The sequence below is a fragment of the Mesorhizobium sp. PL10 genome, from assembly GCF_053714315.1.
Genome location: NZ_JBSKBR010000259.1, coordinates 1 through 211 on the forward strand (window position 1 = coordinate 1; position 211 = coordinate 211).

The 211-nt window shown below is 60.7% G+C and carries 1 pseudogene; it reads left to right on the forward strand.

Annotated features, from left to right (window positions below):
- Positions 1-186 (forward strand): annotated as a pseudogene (locus ACWGTO_RS34080) (ISKra4 family transposase); the annotation flags it as partial.
- Between the last annotated feature and the right edge of the window lie 25 nt (positions 187-211).

Below are 211 nucleotides of genomic sequence, written 5' to 3' on the forward strand. Positions count from 1 at the left end.
AACGCCGTCATCTCCAAGCGCTTCGCCAAGAAACAGCAGATGCAGTGGAGCAGGGTCGGCGCGCATCTTCTGCTGCAAACCCGCACGCAGACCCTTGACGGTTCCCTCCGCTCGACCTTCCGGCAATGGTATCCCGGCATGGCCAACGATAATCACGAGCACAGAGAAACGGTCCGCGCCGCATGACCGCCCCATAAATCCTCATGCTCCC